Raw genomic sequence first — 17,538 nt, 5'->3', positions numbered from 1 at the left:
AGATATACAGGGGAACAGAAGAAGATGCAGGTTTCAGAAGATTCTACCAATAATACCGCCAGTATAAAGAATTTAAAAGGATTTGATGCTAGCCATCCACCAGATCCAAAATTAATTGATAGTTGTGTACATTGTGGTTTTTGCCTTTCCACTTGTCCTAGTTATCGGGTGATTGGGAAGGAAATGGATTCTCCTAGAGGACGCATCTATTTAATGGATGCCATCAATGAGGGGGAAATTGCTCTGAATACAGCTACAGTAGAGCATTTCGACTCTTGTTTAGGTTGTCTTGCTTGTGTGTCAACCTGTCCCTCTGGTGTACAGTATGACAAGTTAATTTCTGCAACTCGCCATCAAGTAGAACGCAATTATCCTCGGACTTTATCTGATCAATTAGTACGTCAATTAATATTTTCTTTATTTCCTAACCCAGATATTTTACGCATTTTATTAATACCTCTATTCTTTTATCAAAAGACGGGAATTTCCCAAGTTATTCGTGCTACAGGATTACTCAAAAAAATCTCTCCAAGATTGGCAGCAATGGAATCAATTCTGCCAAAAATTACTATCAAAACTTTTCAAGATAATCTACCTACGATCATTCCTGCACAGGGTAAGAAACGCTATCGGGTCGGCGTAATTTTAGGATGCGTACAAAGGTTATTTTTCTCTCCAGTTAATGAGGCGACAGTACGCGTTTTAACAGCGAATGGCTGTGAAGTGGTGATTCCTAAATCTCAAGGTTGTTGTGCAGCACTTCCCGAACACCAAGGACAAACAGAACAAGCTAAAGCTTTAGCTAAACAGATGATTGATAGCTTTGCTGATACTGATGTTGATTATGTGATTATCAATGCGGCTGGGTGCGGTCATACTTTAAAAGAATATGGTCATATATTGGAAGATGACCCAGAATATCGAGAGAAAGCCAAAAATTTCGCTGCTAAAGTTAAAGATGCACAAGAGTTTTTAGCCACTGTGGGATTAACCGCTAAACTTTCACCATTGAAAGATAAACCTTTGAATTTGGTTTATCAAGATGCTTGTCATTTATTACATGGACAAAAAATTAGTGTGCAACCTCGTCAGATATTGAAACAAATACCAGGGGTGCAGATTAAAGAACCATTAGATGCAGCTTTATGTTGTGGTAGTGCTGGTGTTTATAATATGTTGCAACCGGAAGTTGCTGAAGAATTAGGCAAGCAAAAAGTCACAAATTTATTGAATACTGGTGCTGAATTGATTGCTTCTCCTAATCCTGGCTGTGCTTTGCAAATTACTAAACATTTAGAATTGCAAGGTAAGAAAATGGGTGTTATGCACCCAATGGAATTGTTAGATTATTCAATCAGGGGAATTAAGTTAACGTAATTTAATGGGTAACTGATATAGCTGTTGACTGTTAACCGTTGACTGTTAACAGTTAACAGCTTGTTAGTAGTTATGCAATTTAGACGCGCATTAGCTTATCACTCATTTTACTGGCTGAGATTTTGAATTTAAAAATTTAAAATATCAATGGATTCTTCTATTTCCAATTCCACAATTCTTTCTGTTGTATCTTTGAGTTCTGCTAATTTACCTTCTTTACGATATATATCTGCCGCTTTTTGAAAGTCGGCGATCGCTCCTTGTTTATCTTTTATGCCTGCACGCACATTACCACGGTTATAATAAGCATCAGCATAGCTGGGATTAATTTGGATTGCTTGAGTATAATCAGCGATCGCTCCTTCTTCATCCCCTAAATCATAACGGGCGTTACCACGGTTATAATAAGCATCAGCCGCCTTGGGATTAATTTGCACTGCCTGATTATAATCTTCAATCGCTCCTGCATAATCACCAATATCAGCACGGGCATTACCACGATTTTTGTAAGCATTAGCATCATTGGGATTAATCTTAATTGCTTGCGTAAATCCTAATTGTGTTGCTAAGAAATAACGAGATATACCTCTATTTTTATATGTATCTGCATATTGGGGATTAATCTTGATTGCTTGGGTATAATCTTCAATTGCTCCTTGATTATCTCCTAAATGAGAGCGTGCTTCTGCTCGGTTTTTATAAACAGAAGCAGCATGAGGATTAATTCTAATTGCTTGATTATAATCATCGATTGCCGCTTCATAAGCTGCTAGTTGCGATAAAGCCAACCCACGTTTATGATAGGATTTAGCATCGTGAAGATTGAAATTTATGGCTTGAGAATAATCGGCGATCGCCGCCTCATAATCACCCAATTGATAATAAGTTAAACCTCGTTTATAATATAATTCAGCATCATTACTACTTGCTTGTAAAGCTTGGCTATAATTTTTAATAGATGCAGTATATTCTCCTTGAGCAAAACACTCATCACCAAGTTTGATATAATCTATATTTATCGCTTCTTCTCGTCTATAGGGTAGAATATTTTTGATACCTGCAAATAAAGCTGGTTTGATTGATTGAGTTTGATTGATCTTAGATAATAATTCTGGCTGGGGTTTGTATTGATAGATTGGCGGAGATTGCTGGAACTGATGATAATTGCTGGAAGCTTGCAACTGTTCCAAATAACACCATAAGCCACCACCGTAAAGTAATTGCTCTATTCCAAATGAGATATTACCTGTCTTTAATTTAATCATTTGAGTAGGCAAAAAGCCAGCTAATAATAGATGATAAGAAGATTGTGCTTCATTAACATCTTCTTTAATAAAAATGCAAACTACCACTGCATTTTTTTCTACTTCTTCGGCACTAACTGACCATCTCACTCTATCAATGTTGCCATGACGAGATTTAACTTCAATGCCAATTGCAGGGTTAGCAGTTAAAGTAAAATCTATCTTGCCATCGCCACCAAGTCGCTTTTCATAATCTACTTCGGTAATCAAATCAGCTAAACGTTCTTTAACAACTTCCTCACCTAATTTCCCCTTGAGGTAGCTAATAAAAACGTCGCGGACTGGCGAAACCCGCTTGTATTTTTCAGCCATCAGCCAGCAAAAGTCTCGTAGAGTTTTTAATCTTTCGCCAGAGATAACTGTTAACTCACTATATTGACCTTCGATTTCGCAATGTAGCAGACAACCAGATGATAACCTTTTAATAAAATCAGACTGTAGCGATCGCAGTAGCGTAATCCAGTCCATTTATAATTCTGCGAGTTTTTTGATGAGGTTACTCTATTTTATCTTGACTTGTATTATATGATTCTCTAGGTTAATTAAAAAAGTAGCAGAGCCGGGGAGCTTGTGCATCGCAATTTGGCTTGGTGTTTACCTCTTCCTCTGTCTCAAGAACCTCCCCTGCTCTTTCAAAGGTGAGGCAGGGTGCAGAAGGAGTCATGATGAAGGAAGTTTCACAAGCCTCACCCCTCCCCATTCCCTGCCTATTCTTAACTTGATGCAGACTTAGCCGTTTCCTCAGCTTTTGCTGTAGCCTGACTTCCGCCCATGCGAATCTCAGAAGTAAAGGAAGCCATACTAAAGCCACCAAAACGCTTTAAGACACTGACGCGCATCCGTAAATTAGGGCTAGCAAACCATAAGCGTTCTTCAGACCACATGGTTTCGTACTCTGTCGTTAGAGTTAAAGCACCATCATCACCCATCTTGTAACGTCCAGCTACAGGGGCTTTCTCGGCATAACCCATTTCCCGCAGTAATCTGCCTTCGTTGGGATTGTCTGTGTCTGGTACGGTAGCTAACACTGTAGATCCAGTATGTTTTTCTTCATCCCATTCCATTGTGCCGTTCCAGCTAACCCTCGCACCGCATGAAGCAGCACTAGCAGGAATTTCGTACATTTCACACAGTTTGATTACTTCTGGATGATCTGCGGCTAGTGACTCAATTACCAGATCAGACTTGCCATCTTCCGATTGCTTAAAAGCTAAATGATGGCTAGTGCGATGAGAAAACCATTTACCTGCACTCAATTCAAAAAATTCTTCAATATTCATGAATTAAATTCCCTGAGTCTTAATTTAAAAATCCCACTTATTATTATTAAAAGCTAGTATGGGACGTGATATTAAGCTTGATTACCCATTTCCTCAAGTCTTTTCAGACCAATCCTCGCAGCTTCGGCAACATTAGGATGGCTGTCTTTTTCTAAGTATTTTAAAGCTGATACACTTTTGGGAGTGGGAAGATTACCCAAGGATTCTGCTAAACGTTGCCTAACTAACCAATCATCTGATTGAGCAAAGCGCAGGATACTATCAACAGATTCAATGTCTTGTATTTCACCTAAGGCAGAGATAGCAGCTTGTTGGATGACTCCTTCTTTGCTATCTAACGCCTGCATCAAGACTTGATGGGCGCGTGGATCTTTGAGATTACCAAGAGAAACTGCTGCACTAAAACGGACTAACCAATCGGTGTCTTCATAAAATGCTCGTGACAGCACTTCAAAGGCTCTAATATCACCCAAGTATCCCAATGCGCCAGCCGCATCAGCACGAATGCCATAATCTGGGTCATTTTGGAGAATCTTTACCAAAATTGGGTAACACTCTGCTGTTTGTTTGATGCCTAGAGCAAAGATTGCCATTGATCGCAGCTGCAAAGATTCGTCATCCAATACCTTTTTAATTAAAGGTACAGCATCCTCAGCAGCTATGTTTCGCAAATTAGCAAGAGCTACCATGCGATCGCGCAAATCTGGACTTTCTAACTGAGCAGAAATTTCCTGCAATTGTGAAACAGTCATTTAATTCTCAGCGCATTCTTAATGTATCTTTACTTTACTTTACCTGATGTCTCATGTGGCTTGGTCGGGGGTTCATGAATAAGCGTAGAGTGTTTTCCGCCTCCGTAGAGTTTTTTGTATCTGTCTTAGCATTGAGAATTAACAGTATTTAACGTCTGTTGTGTCTTAGGTAAGACGAGAAGCCTTGAGTGACAAACGTAGTTTAGAGGGGTCAACCGAAGTTCAGGAGAAGAACAATGGTTCAACTAAGCGAACGTCCAGGGACTGCCAGAATCAACAACTTCCAAGAAAAGTTCATCTACGAAGTTGGTGCTATGTATGACGCGGAACATCGCTTTTGGGAAGCCCAACAGACAATGTTGCAGTGTTGCCAAAATAATCAACTCAGGTCTTTGATTGAAACTCACATCCGCGAAACAGAACAGCAAATTCGGAATCTAGAACAGGTGTTCAACGCTTTGGGACAGCAACCAAGGCGGGTTACTTGTGATGCTGCGGCTGGTCTTGTCAGTGACGGTCAAAAGTTAATGCTCCTAGCTTCAGAGAATCAACAAATTCTCAACTTGGGATTGGCTGGTGGTCAAGCTAAGGTAGAACAGTTAGAAATTGCCTGCTACCGTGGTTTGATTAGAGCCGCCGAACAGATGGGACAAGACCAAGTCGTACAACTGTTACGACAAAACTTACAGCAAGAGGAACAAACAGCTCAAAAAATAGAGCAACATCTGCCGCAGTTAATTCAAGAAGCCCAGTCAGCAGGCGGTTCCAAGACTAGTAAGTCTCGCTAGTGCGATCGCCAAAAGTAAACTAAGGTAAAAGCAAGGGGAAAAGATACTTACAACATCTTCTTCCCTTGATCAAATCCCAAAACTCAGCTGATTGATAGATATTTATATCTTTATAAAGATAGAAAAGATACCTTGTACAAATAAGGTATGATTCTTTATGGATTTAGATAATTGCTGTGCTTTAAAAATTTCATACAGTGGCAGCACTACAAACTTGCCGCAGATATTACCCCGTTGAATAAACGGGGTTTTATTTTTCACAACCTATATCTAGGATTGACTAGACCGTAGCTACTTCGGGATGTTCAACTTTAGTACCCAATACCTTAAGAAACTCGGCTAACCAACGAGGATGAGCAGGCCAAGCTGGTGCTGTTACCAAATTGCCATCAACTATTGCTTCATCCACGGGTATTTGTACGTAGATACCACCAGCAGCCCGCACATCTGGACTACAGGCAGGGTAAGCAGTACAACTCTTACCGTGTAACACATCCGCAGCCGCTAGAAGCTGTAAACCATGACAAATAGCAGCTATAGGCTTATTAGCTTGGGCAAAGTGACGGGTTATTTCTAGCACTTTTTGATTGAGACGGATATATTCCGGTGCGCGTCCACCAGGAACAACTAAAGCATCATAATCTTCTGGTTTTACTTCTGCGAAGGTAGCGTTTAAAGTGAAGTTATGACCAGGCTTTTCACTATAAGTTTGGTCTCCTTCAAAATCGTGAACTGCTGTCCGCACTTTGTCACCCGCTTGCTTATCTGGACAAACTGCATGGACTGTATGTCCTACCATTTGCAAAGCCTGGAAGGGAACCATCACTTCATAATCTTCCACATAGTCCCCAACAAGCAGCAAAATCTTTTTAGCAGCCATATATTTATGTCCTTTCTTCAGTCGCAAATAATCAGTATTTAAGTAATCATCAACTCAACTAAATGTTATTCAAATAGGCTCGGTAACACCAACTTAATTCGTAAATTTTTACGCAGCAGAGTCAACAGTTAACAGCCCTTATGAATTGTTATGTAATTTAGATGTGCATTAGCTTACCAATAACTAATTAAGCTATGTTAAACTCTGCGATCGCCTTGGGAAAATTTCTGTTTTCGTGTCCTGAACGACTAAGTTTAATCAAAGCAAAACGCTGTAATGGTGTTAAACTTACCCATTGTGTTAAAGTTATCTTCACACCTATTTCTTGAGCTTTATTCTGAATACTTTCTGGTATCAAGTTAGCATCGAGCCATGCAGGTTCAGACTCAATGGGTAATTTTCCTGGTGGTGTACCCGTTCGATTTACAATTAGCTGGTGGATATATTCTTGATAAGATTGAATTTCTGCGGCTGTAGTGCAAGGTAATGCGACTAAAGCTTCTTTTTCGGCTTGAGTCATTTGGTTCCAATCAGATAATTTCAGCTTAATGCCGCAGGTATCAAGTTTGTAGCGCACCTGCATGGGTATGCAACGTAGAGAATCAACAAATTCTGCTTCAAATTTAAAGAAATCTGTCATGATTAGCGATTGAAACTATAATTTTAATACCAAAATATATCAATCTCGCCAGACTATAACTATATCAGCATAATAATACAATTAAATATTTAATTTCTATTACCAGAATTACTGGAACGAATAATTAGATAGCTAATTGAAAGCGCTAATACAGCTATACCTAAGCCAATAATATCAATACCATTAACTTTTTCTAAATCAAGAATAATAATTTTCCTTGCAACAGCAATTAAAGAAGTAACAATAACTAATTCAACCTGAAAAACGTGTTTTTTTAGATAAGCTGTAATATTTTCTAAAATTTCTAAAGCAATGAGTATATTAAGGAATAAACCAAAAACTTTGAATAGCGTAGTATTAATTTTGCCGTATGGAACGGTAAAAACTTCTTTAACAATAAAGATTCCTAAATCAGCGATCGCTACTAAAATAACTAAGACCATAAAAATAGATAGAACCTTAGAAACAAGCACTTCTACATTTTCAATAGCGTGCATGAAGTTCTCATCGCTAGTAACTCCAAAAATTCTTTTAATTAATCTCTTCATTTCCTGCACCCCAGTTTTTAGTAAACTTTTATCAGCCAAAACAAAAATCCCTTAGATTAATCTAGAGGATTAAAAGTTATCTCTTCAATCAAAAATAATTGAAGGAGAAAGATTGATTGTTCTAGAGCTTTTATCTTTTAGTAACAGTAACCAAATAAAGTCTATAGCCAAATAGTTGTTACATGGTAAATACTAATGGTGACTATTGATTTTATTCTATCGATAAATTCATAGAATATTATTGATGACCGATATCTAGAAGCTTACCACTGAGATGACTGGAGTTGATAATTTTCGGCTGTAATTTCTACAGAGATTGGTATTAATTGGACTGCACAGGCTTTTAATTCTGGTTGCAGTGAATCAGGGCAAGATTCTGAATGGGTGAGGGTGTTAGCTTCCGCTTCCTCTGCCCAGAGTGTACCCCAGTGCATGGGGACGAAAACTGTACCTGGGGAAATAGCCTTTGTCACCTTAGCGGGAAACTTAGCACTACCTCGACGCGATCGCACTTCTACCACCAGATTATCAGTAACACCTAACTTTGCCGCATCACGAGGGTGAATTTCGATAAATGGTTCGGGGTGCATGGAGCGAATTTTTTCTATCCGACCAGTACGGGTTTGGGTGTGCCAATGTCCGTATAATCGTCCAGTAGTCAATACAAAAGGATAAGCGGGGTCTGGTGGTTCTGCTAATCCCTTAGAATAATATGCGCCAAATCGAGCGCGACCATCAGGGGTATGAAAACGTAAATCAGTGTAGAGTCTTTTTGACTGTTGACTGTTGACTGTTGACTGTTGAGTTAATTTTTGTGTTTCGATATTTATAGAGGAGTGAGGCCATTGGGTGGGGCCTTGGGCTTGTAATTGTTGATGGCTAATACCAGACATATCACAAGGGCGACCCTTGGTCAGTTGGGCAAACTCGGCGTAGACTTGGGCTGAGTTAGTAAAGGCGAACTTGTCCTCAAAACCTAATCTGCGTCCTACTTCCGCGAAAATTTCCCAATCTGGCTTGGCTTCTCTTGGTGGTTGGCGGAAGGCTTGACATAGGGTGACTCGGCGTTCTGAGTTTGTCATGATACCAGTTTTCTCACCCCATTGGGCTGCTGGTAACAGAACATGGGCGTATGCTGTAGTTTCTGTGGGGTAGTAAGCATCTTGGTAGATGGTGAAAGGCGATCGCAATAACGCCTTTTTTGTCCGTTCCAAATCTGGCATACTTACAGCTGGATTAGTAGCTGCAATCCACAGTAAACCCACGTTACAGTCTTCCAAACCAGTAATCATATCCCATGCAGTCAAACCGGGATGGGGTGAAATCTGTCCTGGTGGAAATCCCCAAAATTCTTCTAATTCTGTGCGGTGTTGAGGATTTTTCACCGAGCGATAACCCGGTAATAAATGAGCTAAACCGCCTGCTTCCCGTCCTCCCATTGCATTCGGTTGACCAGTGAGAGAAAAAGGCCCAGCCCCTGGTTTACCGACTTGTCCGGTCATTAAATGTAGGTTGATAATCGTTCTAACTTTGGCTGTACCTTCACTCGATTGATTCACACCCATCGACCACAAAGACAACACTCGTTGCGATTCACCCCAATAACGGGCGGCTATTTCTAAATCTTCAACGGTGATCCCACATTGACGGGCTACTACCTCCGGTGGATAGTGGCGAATTACCTCAGCGTAGGCTGAAAAGTTGCTGGTACAGTCATCGATGAAACCGACATCTATCATGTTCCAACGCATCAATAAATGAGCAATCCCATTTAACAAATCAATATCTGTACCCGGTTTAATCGCTAAATGTAAATCAGCAGCTTCGGCGGTGGGTGTGCGTCGAGGATCAACCACAACCATTTTTACCTGATGGTTTTTTCTGTGGTACTTCTCCAATCGGTTAAAAACAATTGGGTGACATTCGGCGGTATTTGTCCCAATTAAAAATGCACAGTCAGTTAACTCCAAATCTTCATAGCAACAGGGAGGCCCATCAGCCCCAAAACTTTGAATGTATCCAGATACTGCACTGGACATACATAAGCGGGAGTTAGCATCAAAATTATTGCTACCCAAACAACCTTTCATCAGTTTTTGGGCTATGTAGTAATCCTCAGTTTGGAATTGACCGGAACCATACATACATATAGCTTCTGGCCCCTGGGTAAAGCGCACAGTTTGAATACGCTTGGTGATGAGGTCAAAAGCTTCATCCCAACTGACACGGCGGAACTCTTGATCGAGTGAGTCCCGCACCATTGGGTAATGTAATCTATTTTTATCCAAAGATTCGGCGATCGTTGCACCTTTGACACAAACCATCCCCTGGCTCGATGGATGGGCTTTATCACCCCGCACCCGCCAAATTGGATTTCCTTGGCTATCTCGATTTGTGGCTTTGTTGAGTTGGGCGGGTGGTGTTACTTCTAGTCCACAGCCGACACCACAATAAGGACATAGGGTTTTGGTAGATTCTGTCATGATTGGGGAAGGATGGGGAGAAGATGTTTGTTGACTGATGACTGATGACTGATGACTAATGACTAATGACTAATGACCAATGACTACTCCTCATGAGCAAAGCGGTTGTATAAGAAATCTAGGGCGTAATTTCTGAGGTTGTAATATTCGGGGTCTTCCATGATGCGGCGACGGTTGCGGGGACGATCAAAGGGGATATCGAGGATTTCGCCGATTTGGGCGGCTGGGCCGTTGGTCATCATCACAACTCTGTCAGCTAGGAATAAAGCTTCATCAATATCATGGGTAATCATCAGGACGGTGACTTGATGATCACTCCAAATTTGTAGTAGTTCTTCTTGTAATTCTTCTTTAGTGATTGCGTCTAATGCGCCGAAAGGTTCATCGAGAATCAATACTTGGGGGCGGATGGATAAAGCGCGAGCGATCGCTACTCGTTGTTTCATCCCGCCGGAAATCTGGCTAGGCTTCTTCTCGGCGGCTTCTGTCAATCCCACCATTGCCAAATGTTCTCTGACAATGGCGCGTTTTTCGGCTTGGGGTTTGTTGGGAAATACTGCATCTACGGCTAGGTAAACGTTTTCAAAAACACTCAGCCAAGGAAGTAAGCAATAATTTTGGAAGACCATCATCCGGTCTGGGCCTGGTTCGGTGATGGGTTTGTCTTGTAGGAGAACTACGCCTTCGCTGGGGGTGTTGAAGCCGGAAATCATGTTGAGTAAGGTTGATTTACCGCAGCCGGAATGACCGATTAAGCAAACAAATTCACCTTCACGAACTTTTAGGTCAATTCCATCTAGGACGGTGTAGGGGCCTTCAGGGGTGGGGTAAATTTTGCTTACGCCTTCAACGACTAGGAAGTTATCTGTTTTTTGAGGTTTTAGGTTGGTTTGATTATTTCTATTGATTATTTGCATATTATTTTTTCGCTTTGTTGTATTGATTTATGATTGGCTCACGCATACCGCAAGCGGAACCCGCAGGGTAGGCGCAAAGGCGCAAAGGAGGAGAGATGGGCGATGACTGTTGACTGTTGACTATGGACTAATGACCAATGACCAATGACTAATGACTAAATAAATACTTCTTCAATACGTATTTGTCGTCTAATTTCTAAGCTTTTGAGGTATTCGATTGGTTCTGATGGGTTAAAAAGTTTACCGTCGAATAGGTGGATGGGGTCGTCTTCACCGATATCTAGTAAGCCGAGGTCGCGGGCTGCTGCGCCGAATATGTCTGTGCGGCAAACTCTTTCGGTGATTTCTACCCAGTTTTTGGGGAATGGTGTTAAGCCCCAACGTGCCATTTGTGTGATCATCCACAGGATTTCAGTGCGGTTGGGATAGTTGGTTTTGTTGAGGTAAAACTGGTTGTAGGCTGTGAGTTGTTGGGGTGGTGTACCGTCGCCGCGATCGTAGGGGTCGATGAAGCCAGGGCGGACGTAGGCGGGATTCACATCTAGATATTCGGGACGACAGAGTATTTCGAGAATTTCTTCGCGGTTGCGGAGGTCGTCACAATATTTGCAGGCTTCTATTAGTGCTTTGACGAGGTTAAGGTAAGTTTCTGGGTATTTTTGCGCCCAATCTTCCCTGACTCCCAAGACTTTTTTCGGCTGTCCTGACCAAATTTCTAAAGCTGTAGCTGCAACGAAGCCTAAATCATCGTGGACTGCTTGGTAGTTCCAAGGTTCTCCTGCACAGTAACCGTCAATGTTGCCGGCTTTGAGTTGAGATACCATTTGGGTTGGAGGAATGACCGTCAAGCTAACATCTCTATCAGGATCTATACCGCCAGCCGCTAACCAGTAACGCAGAATTAGGTTTTGCATGGAGGCGGGATGAACTACTCCCAAGGTAAGGATTTGGTCTGGGGAACTATCAATTACTGCTTTTAAGTCAGCTAGGCTTCTCACGCCTTGGCTGTATAGTCTTTTGCTAAAGGTGATGGCGTTAGCGTTGCGAGAAAGATTTAAGGCGTTGATCACAGGAGTAGGTGTTTGACTCCCAGCACCTAAAGTTAACGCAATCGGCATTCCTGCAACCATTTGGGCTGCATCTAATTTGCCAGTTACCACACCAGTAGCGATCGCCTGCCAGTTGGTTTCTCGGTTGAGGATAACATTATCTAAGCCGTATTTGGCAAAGAAGCCTTTTTCTTTGGCGACAATTAAAGGTGCAGAGTCAGTCAAAGGCATAAAACCGATTTCGACCACGGCTTTGGCTGTTCCCAGTGGTGCGGAAGCCTGCTGAGTCTGACGTTTCTTAGCTAGCTTTTGTTGGTTGAGGAAGTAAATGATCTCATTCCGCAGATTGTAATAACTGGGATGTTTGACAACCTCCAAACGTTGACGGGGACGGGGGATAGGAACTTCGAGAATCTGTCCAATATGGGCTTCTGGGCCGTTGGTAAGCATAACGACGCGATCGCTCAACAACAGCGCCTCATCTACATCATGTGTCACCATCACACAAGTAATTTGATGTTCATTGCAGATTTTCATCAACTGTTCCTGCAAACTCCCCCTTGTCAAAGCATCCAAAGCCCCAAAAGGTTCGTCTAACAGCAACAACTTGGGACGAGTAGCTAAAGCGCGGGCGATCGCTACCCGTTGTTTCATCCCCCCCGATAACTCACTAGGACGTTTATTCGCTGCTAGGCGCAGCCCCACCATATCAATATGTTCTTCAACAATTGCCCGACGCGTACCCTTAGACTTACCTTGATAAACCTCATCCACAGCCAGAGCAACATTTTCCCGCACCGTTAACCAAGGAAGCAGGGAATAATTTTGAAAAACTACCATCCTATCTGGACTAGGTTCTCTAATTTCCCGCCCTTCCAAAGTCACACCGCCAATACTAGCTTGATCCAACCCAGCAATAATATTGAGCAAAGTAGACTTACCACAACCAGAATGTCCAATTAAAGAAACAAACTCCCCCTGCTTAATTTTCAACTCAATATTTTTCAGAGCGATATATCTACCACCATTAGGTAAATCAAATATCCGATCAACGTGATCAATTTCAACAAAAGTAGGCATTAGTGATTAGTCCTTAGTCATTGGTCATTAGTCAACGGTCAACAGTCAACAGTCAACGGTCAACGGTCAACAATTAACTACTTCTGATCCGCCACAACTTTACTAGCAACAAAACCCACCAATCTATCTAAAAACAAACCAACCAAACCAACATAGATAAGTGCCAAAATAATCTCACTCAAATTAGTTTCAGTAGTTGTGTTGTAAGCATCCCAAATAAACGAACCAATCCCCACACCACCAACCAACATTTCCGCCGCCACAATTGCTAACCAAGATAAGCCAATACCAATTCGCAAACCCGTAAATATATAGGGAACAGTGGCAGGAAAGACAATTTTAAAAAAGTACTTTACCCCCTTCAGCCGTAACACCTTAGCTACATTGATGTAATCCTGGGGAATTTGTTGTACACCAACTGTAGTGTTAATCAAAATTGGCCAAATTGAGGTGATAAAAATAACGAAAATTGCTGAGGGATTAGCTTGCTGAAATGCTGCCAGTGAAATTGGTAGCCATGCTAGAGGTGGTACAGTCCGCAACACTTGAAAGATGGGGTCTACAGCGTTGTAAACCAAAGGATTTACACCGATTAAAATGCCTAGTATAATTCCAGCGATCGCTGCCAAAGAAAAACCTAAACCAACTCGTCCCAAACTACTCAGAATTTGCCAGCCTAAGCCTTTATCACTTTCACCATTATCAAAAAATGGATTGATAATAAAGGGATCCCAAGTTTCCGAAAATGTTTCTATAGGCCCTGGTAATTTAAAATTAGGGTTTAAACAAAGCAGTTGCCAAATAACTAGAAAGATTCCTAATGCTACTAATGGTGGTACAACTTTTTTCCAAAAGAAATTATTAATGGCTTTTTGAGACTTTCTTACCCTAGCGCGATTCCCTAAAATAGCAGTCATTCTTTCCTTTCTCCCGTGGCATTTTAGTTATTTTTTTAAGAAGCCATGACAGCCCAATTAAACTTTTTTGATTTTCAAGCTATTTAAATATTCTTCTGGCTTTTCTGGGTCGAATTTCACGCCATCAAAGAAAGTTTCCACACCACGGGAACTGCTAGCAGGAATTTCGGCATCAGCCACACCAATTGCTTTCGCTGCTTTCTTCCACAAGTCTTCTTTATTAACTTGATTAACTATGTCTTGAACCTTAGTATCTTTTGGTAAATAACCCCAGCGAATATCTTCAGTTAAAAACCAAATATCGTGACTCTTGTAGGGATAAGAAGCATTATCTGCCCAGAATTTCATCCGATAGGCAAAGTTTTGCTCCTTACGACCATCACCATAATCGATATTGCCTTTAGCTCTCTCGACAATATCTGCGGCCGCAACATTAAAGTATTTGCGGTCAGAGCAGATTTTACACATTTCTTCTTTGTTTTCTGCCTTGTCACACCATTGTTGTGCTTCCAAGATTGCCATCAAAATTGCCTGGGCTGCATTGGGATTTTGCTCAACCCAATCTTGCCGCATACTAAAGGCTTTTTCTGGATGATCTTTCCACAATTCGCCTGTAACTAGAGCAGAATAACCTATTTTTTGGTTGACCAACTGAGCATTCCAAGGTTCTCCTACACAGAAACCATCAACAGTATTGACTTTCATATTTGCCACCATTTGCGGTGGTGGTACAGCTTCCAAAACCACATCTTGATCAGGATTAATACCACCAGCCGCTAACCAATAGCGCATCCACAAATCGTGTGTACCACCAGGAAAGGTAATACCCATTTTCAATGCTTGCTTGTCAGCTTTGGCTTTAATTGCTGCGTCTTTCAGGGATTTACTTTCTAGGTTGACATTAAGTTCTTTAAATTTCTCAGCTACAGAAATAGCCTGACCGTTAGTATTTAACCTAGCCAAAATGTACATTGGCACTTTATCTTTGATGGTCATGAGGTAAGGCATGGGACTAAGGATATGTGCGCCATCAATACCACCACCAGATGAGCCAATTTTTAAGTTATCGCGGGTGACAGGCCAAGATTTTTGCTTGACGACTTCAACATCGGTCATGCCATATTTAGCAAAGAAGCCCTTCTCTTTAGCAATGATCAGGGGTGCAGCATCAGTAAGCGGGATAAATCCTAGCTTGGCTTTGGTCGTTTCTACCTTGGGTGCGTTAGCTGCTGAGACATTAGCGGCTGGTGCTGCTGAAGGTGCTTGCTCTCCTGTGGTAGCTGATTGAGAACCATTGGAGGTGCAACCATGAGCCAAAATAGAAGCCGCAGCCGCCGCGCCTGTGGAGAAAAGAAATTTTCTTCGGGAAACTTGTGTCATGTTTTGTATGTTGTTAATTCGTTAGTTGTCAGTTGTCAGTTGTCAGTTGTCATTAGTCAACAGTCATTAGTCCATAGTTATTCTTCTTTGCTCCCCCTGCATCCCCTGCTCCCCCTGCGCCTCTACTGGCTACTAACTAAAGCTTCCTGCCTGAGTTTGGCTCCAAAATTATTAATAAGTAAATCTCTTAATACTGGGTGCAAGTCTTCGCAGGGGATACCTTTTTGCACACAGCTACCTAAGTGTGCATCTTTACCGACTTTGCCACCCATATAGATGTCAACACCTTCGACGGCTTTGCCATTTTTACGAGCTTTTGTTCCCATTAAGCCGATGTCTGCAACTTGGGGCTGTCCGCAGGAGTTGGGGCAACCTGTCCAATGGATGCGGACTGGACGGGTGAATGTTAACTCTGCTTCTAAGTCTTTAATCATTTCTAGGGCGCGGTTTTTGGTTTCGATGAGGGCAAAGTTGCAAAATTGTGCGCCTGTGCAGGAAACTAGCGATCGCGTCAATGCTCCCGGATCAATGGAAAATCTTTCTAGCAAAGGATCTGTCAACAAAGTCCTTAACCGCGAGTCGGTAATGTTGGGAATAATAATGTTTTGTTCAACAGTCATACGGATTTCACCGCTACCGTAAACATCTGCTATCCGAGCCAGTTCAAACATATCCTCGGCATACAATCTACCTACAGGGATGTGTAAGCCTACATAGTTCAATCCCTCTTGCTTTTGTTTATAGACTCCGATGTGGTCGCGTTTTTCCCAATCGATTTCGTCTTTGGGGGCTGCGGGTAGTAAGGATTTACCCAAACGCTGTTCGACTTCTGCACGGAACTTTTCTACACCCCATTCATCAATCAGCCACATCAGACGAGACTTGAGGCGATTAGCTCTAAGTCCGTTGTCACGATAGACCTCTAAAACTGCTCTACATAAGGCTACGACTTCTTCAGGTGTTACCCAAGCATTTAAAGGAATCGCCGCCTCACAACGTTTGGCAGAAAAGAAGCCACCAACTAACACGTTAAATCCAAATACTTTTTGGTGAATAGAAGACTCTTCCCCACCTCCCAATACCCAATCTCCAATCCCTTCTTTGAATGCTGGAACGAAGGCTAAATCGTTGATTTCTGCATGGACTGAATTATCCCGTCCACCAGCGATCGCAATATTAAATTTCCGTGGTAAATTACTAAACTCTCGATTACCTTCTCCTTTTTTGGTGAGCATATCCTGAATTTGCTGCACTAACTCGCGGGTATCATACAACTCATCTGCATCCAACCCGGCGATCGGGTCGCCTGTAATATTGCGGATGTTGTCCATCCCCGACTGCACACTGGTTAAACCTACTGCATGAAATTTATTGAATATGTGCGGTAAGTCTTCTATTCTGATGCCTCGTAGTTGGATATTCTGCCTAGTTGTAATATCAGCGTTGCCGTCATCTCCGTAACGTTGCACCACTTCGGCTAAAACACGCATTTGGTCGCTGGTGAGAATACCATTAGGCATCCGCATCCGCATCATGAATTTGCCAGGGGTGACTGGACGAAAAAATACACCCACCCATTTGAGTCGATGATCCCGATCTGTTTCGTCCATTGCTTCCCATCCCAAAGAGGCAATTTTTTCAATCTCTGACTTGATGGCAAGGCCATCTTTTTCGGCTTTGAATTTCTCAAACTTATTGAGGCTGGCTTTGGGGGTAGTTACTGTATCTGTCATGAGCTGGTTCTCATAAATTTTTATTTGCTCAAGATCAATCCGCCCGTAGTCTTGCTGGTTCTACGAGGTCTAGTAATGAAAAACGAAATATTTATTTATGTCTGATTACTGGTACTCAAGAATGTTCTCAGGTGATTTGTTTGCTACTTCAATGACTGACACGCCGCCGATGTTTCACTGAAGGTAACTCTAGAACTAAACCAGGGAGAAGTTGTAATCTTTTACATTGGCTAAATTTGTCAAGTTGTTTGTGTGAATGTTTATGTAACGATTTCGATACTTCTAAGGTTATGTTGGGATCTCATGTAAAATAGTATAAGTAGCTACAAAATTCTCGTATTAATGCGTAAATTTAATAGAGAATATGCGTTTTCTGCATTACACTTAACCAGTGAGTAGCTAAAAATATT

The 17,538-nt window shown here is 41.7% G+C and carries 14 protein-coding genes; 2 read left to right on the top strand and 12 right to left on the bottom strand.

The genetic code is table 11. From position 1 onward, the window contains the following. Window positions 1-24 precede the first annotated feature (24 nt). The gene (locus H6G14_RS20770; RefSeq protein ID WP_190569198.1) at window positions 25-1,377 is read left to right on the top strand and encodes a (Fe-S)-binding protein; all 1,353 of its coding nucleotides are present in this window, start codon (window positions 25-27) and stop codon (window positions 1,375-1,377) included. A 128-nt stretch (window positions 1,378-1,505) separates the two neighbouring features. On the opposite strand, the gene H6G14_RS20765 is transcribed toward H6G14_RS20770, so the two are convergent. From H6G14_RS20765 to H6G14_RS20755, 3 genes are all read right to left on the bottom strand, one after another. Then, entirely contained in the window at window positions 1,506-3,149 is a 1,644-nt protein-coding gene (locus H6G14_RS20765) for a tetratricopeptide repeat protein (protein WP_190569197.1), read from the bottom strand. Between the two features lie 245 nt (window positions 3,150-3,394). Continuing rightward, window positions 3,395-3,961, bottom strand: coding sequence for a phycobiliprotein lyase (locus tag H6G14_RS20760; RefSeq protein ID WP_190569196.1), 567 nt, complete (start codon window positions 3,959-3,961; stop codon window positions 3,395-3,397). A 71-nt stretch (window positions 3,962-4,032) separates the two neighbouring features. Beyond that, on the bottom strand, window positions 4,033-4,713 hold the full coding sequence (locus tag H6G14_RS20755; protein ID WP_011321217.1) for a HEAT repeat domain-containing protein: 681 nt from the start codon (window positions 4,711-4,713) through the stop codon (window positions 4,033-4,035). 236 nt (window positions 4,714-4,949) lie between these two features. On the opposite strand from H6G14_RS20755, the gene H6G14_RS20750 reads away from it, so the two are divergent. Beyond that, window positions 4,950-5,501, top strand: a complete 552-nt coding sequence (locus tag H6G14_RS20750; RefSeq protein WP_190569195.1) for a ferritin-like domain-containing protein — start codon at window positions 4,950-4,952, stop codon at window positions 5,499-5,501. Window positions 5,502-5,781: 280 nt separating this feature from the next. Here the strand turns inward: H6G14_RS20750 and H6G14_RS20745 are convergent, their stop codons facing one another. The 9 genes from H6G14_RS20745 to H6G14_RS20705 all read right to left on the bottom strand — a co-directional run bounded on the left by H6G14_RS20745 (window position 5,782) and on the right by H6G14_RS20705 (window position 17,128). After that, the gene (locus H6G14_RS20745) at window positions 5,782-6,381 is read right to left on the bottom strand and encodes a DJ-1/PfpI family protein (RefSeq protein WP_190569194.1); all 600 of its coding nucleotides are present in this window, start codon (window positions 6,379-6,381) and stop codon (window positions 5,782-5,784) included. 187 nt (window positions 6,382-6,568) lie between these two features. Further along, complete coding sequence (locus H6G14_RS20740; RefSeq protein WP_190569193.1) at window positions 6,569-7,021, bottom strand: nitrate reductase associated protein; 453 nt, start codon at window positions 7,019-7,021, stop codon at window positions 6,569-6,571. 89 nt (window positions 7,022-7,110) lie between these two features. Then, entirely contained in the window at window positions 7,111-7,569 is a 459-nt protein-coding gene (locus tag H6G14_RS20735) for a phosphate-starvation-inducible PsiE family protein (RefSeq protein WP_190569240.1), read from the bottom strand. A gap of 263 nt (window positions 7,570-7,832) precedes the next feature. Then, entirely contained in the window at window positions 7,833-10,052 is a 2,220-nt protein-coding gene (locus H6G14_RS20730) for a molybdopterin oxidoreductase family protein (RefSeq protein ID WP_190569192.1), read from the bottom strand. 83 nt (window positions 10,053-10,135) lie between these two features. Continuing rightward, window positions 10,136-10,969: a nitrate ABC transporter ATP-binding protein gene (locus H6G14_RS20725; protein ID WP_190569191.1), complete on the bottom strand. Its 834-nt coding sequence runs from the start codon at window positions 10,967-10,969 to the stop codon at window positions 10,136-10,138. 155 nt (window positions 10,970-11,124) lie between these two features. Continuing rightward, the gene (locus H6G14_RS20720; protein WP_190569190.1) at window positions 11,125-13,098 is read right to left on the bottom strand and encodes an ABC transporter ATP-binding/substrate-binding protein; all 1,974 of its coding nucleotides are present in this window, start codon (window positions 13,096-13,098) and stop codon (window positions 11,125-11,127) included. A gap of 77 nt (window positions 13,099-13,175) precedes the next feature. Then, window positions 13,176-14,015, bottom strand: a complete 840-nt coding sequence (gene ntrB / locus H6G14_RS20715; protein ID WP_190569189.1) for a nitrate ABC transporter permease — start codon at window positions 14,013-14,015, stop codon at window positions 13,176-13,178. Between the two features lie 57 nt (window positions 14,016-14,072). Beyond that, window positions 14,073-15,395, bottom strand: coding sequence for a CmpA/NrtA family ABC transporter substrate-binding protein (locus tag H6G14_RS20710; RefSeq protein ID WP_190569188.1), 1,323 nt, complete (start codon window positions 15,393-15,395; stop codon window positions 14,073-14,075). A 122-nt stretch (window positions 15,396-15,517) separates the two neighbouring features. Beyond that, entirely contained in the window at window positions 15,518-17,128 is a 1,611-nt protein-coding gene (locus H6G14_RS20705) for a ferredoxin--nitrite reductase (RefSeq protein ID WP_190569187.1), read from the bottom strand. Between the last annotated feature and the right edge of the window lie 410 nt (window positions 17,129-17,538).

Source organism: Nostoc parmelioides FACHB-3921 (assembly GCF_014696625.1).
Taxonomy (GTDB): Bacteria; Cyanobacteriota; Cyanobacteriia; order Cyanobacteriales; family Nostocaceae; genus Trichormus; species Trichormus parmelioides.
This window is presented reverse-complemented; position numbering and strand designations above follow the sequence as displayed.

Bases quoted from the DNA above. Each gene is read 5' to 3' on its own strand.
- H6G14_RS20745 (WP_190569194.1), bottom strand. From the start codon at position 6,381: ATGGCTGCTAAAAAGATTTTGCTGCTTGTTGGGGACTATGTGGAAGAT.
- H6G14_RS20750 (WP_190569195.1), top strand. From the start codon at position 4,950: ATGGTTCAACTAAGCGAACGTCCAGGGACTGCCAGAATCAACAACTTC.
- H6G14_RS20740 (WP_190569193.1), bottom strand. From the start codon at position 7,021: ATGACAGATTTCTTTAAATTTGAAGCAGAATTTGTTGATTCTCTACGT.
- H6G14_RS20770 (WP_190569198.1), top strand. From the start codon at position 25: ATGCAGGTTTCAGAAGATTCTACCAATAATACCGCCAGTATAAAGAAT.
- ntrB (WP_190569189.1), bottom strand. From the start codon at position 14,015: ATGACTGCTATTTTAGGGAATCGCGCTAGGGTAAGAAAGTCTCAAAAA.
- H6G14_RS20755 (WP_011321217.1), bottom strand. From the start codon at position 4,713: ATGACTGTTTCACAATTGCAGGAAATTTCTGCTCAGTTAGAAAGTCCA.
- H6G14_RS20720 (WP_190569190.1), bottom strand. From the start codon at position 13,098: ATGCCTACTTTTGTTGAAATTGATCACGTTGATCGGATATTTGATTTA.
- H6G14_RS20760 (WP_190569196.1), bottom strand. From the start codon at position 3,961: ATGAATATTGAAGAATTTTTTGAATTGAGTGCAGGTAAATGGTTTTCT.
- H6G14_RS20735 (WP_190569240.1), bottom strand. From the start codon at position 7,569: ATGAAGAGATTAATTAAAAGAATTTTTGGAGTTACTAGCGATGAGAAC.
- H6G14_RS20730 (WP_190569192.1), bottom strand. From the start codon at position 10,052: ATGACAGAATCTACCAAAACCCTATGTCCTTATTGTGGTGTCGGCTGT.
- H6G14_RS20705 (WP_190569187.1), bottom strand. From the start codon at position 17,128: ATGACAGATACAGTAACTACCCCCAAAGCCAGCCTCAATAAGTTTGAG.
- H6G14_RS20765 (WP_190569197.1), bottom strand. From the start codon at position 3,149: ATGGACTGGATTACGCTACTGCGATCGCTACAGTCTGATTTTATTAAA.
- H6G14_RS20725 (WP_190569191.1), bottom strand. From the start codon at position 10,969: ATGCAAATAATCAATAGAAATAATCAAACCAACCTAAAACCTCAAAAA.
- H6G14_RS20710 (WP_190569188.1), bottom strand. From the start codon at position 15,395: ATGACACAAGTTTCCCGAAGAAAATTTCTTTTCTCCACAGGCGCGGCG.